Source organism: Kitasatospora nipponensis, from assembly GCF_039528135.1.
In the GTDB taxonomy this organism is placed as follows: Bacteria; Actinomycetota; Actinomycetes; order Streptomycetales; family Streptomycetaceae; genus Kitasatospora; species Kitasatospora nipponensis.
Genome location: NZ_BAAALF010000658.1, coordinates 1 through 770, shown reverse-complemented (window position 1 = coordinate 770; position 770 = coordinate 1). Strand labels below are relative to the sequence as shown.

Sequence of the window (770 nt, the reverse complement as noted above, 5' to 3'; positions counted from 1 at the left end):
CCCGAATTCGCAGGGTCAGGTGTGAGGCCAGGGGTCGATTCCTGCCTCCCTGAGGCGCCGTTCTTCGCGCCAGTTCAGGAAGATCGGCCGCTCGGGAGAGAAGCCTCCCATGCCGGTGATCTCTTCGGTCATGAGGCCGACAAGGAAGTCGACCATGCCGCAGCCGTGATCGGTCCACTCCCCGTACCCGCTCAGTACGAGGGTGGTCCACCTGTCTGGATCCGGATCAGACGTGTTCCAGAAGGCGTGGTTGGCACTGCAGTCGGTGGCCCAGGAGATCCGGCCGCGAAGTTCGGGATCCTCATCCGGTTCCAGGTTCAGCAGGCCGTATCCGTACTCGTTCAGCCCCTCGAACGTCATCGGGCCTCGGACTCCGGTGGCGACCGCCAACGGTAGTCCTATGTGGAAGCCGAAGCCGATGGAACCGCCGCCGTAGAGGGACACGAAGTCGCGGTAGTCCGTAGGGAAGTCCGTGCCCCACCTCCGGGTCGCCTCGTCCCAGTCGAGCGCATCGCCGGCATCGGGATGCGGCGGCATCAGCTCGACAAGCCTGGCCACACTCGGATGCATCAGGAGTCCTTCCATCGCGGCTCGGGTTGAGCCCATCCAGCACATATTCACCTGTGCCACCGACGGCGACGACGCCAAGCGCTCTGCTGGGACCGGCCTTCCAGGAGGTTCGCACCGTAGCCCATAGTCACCGACCACAGACCCCGGCGAGCCACCAACGACCGCCGACCCGCAATGGGGGGGGCGCCCCATGCGGGGGC

Annotated in this window: 1 protein-coding gene; it reads right to left on the bottom strand. The window is 65.8% G+C overall.

All coding sequences use genetic code 11. The features are described 5' to 3' along the window. Positions 1-15: 15 nt before the first annotated feature. Positions 16-585 (bottom strand): SMI1/KNR4 family protein, encoded by a 570-nt coding sequence (locus ABD323_RS42535; protein ID WP_344368759.1) that lies wholly within the window; start codon positions 583-585, stop codon positions 16-18. Between the last annotated feature and the right edge of the window lie 185 nt (positions 586-770).

Excerpts from the sequence above, each read along its gene's own strand:
- ABD323_RS42535 (WP_344368759.1), bottom strand. The coding sequence starts at position 585 with ATGGAAGGACTCCTGATGCATCCGAGTGTGGCCAGGCTTGTCGAGCTG.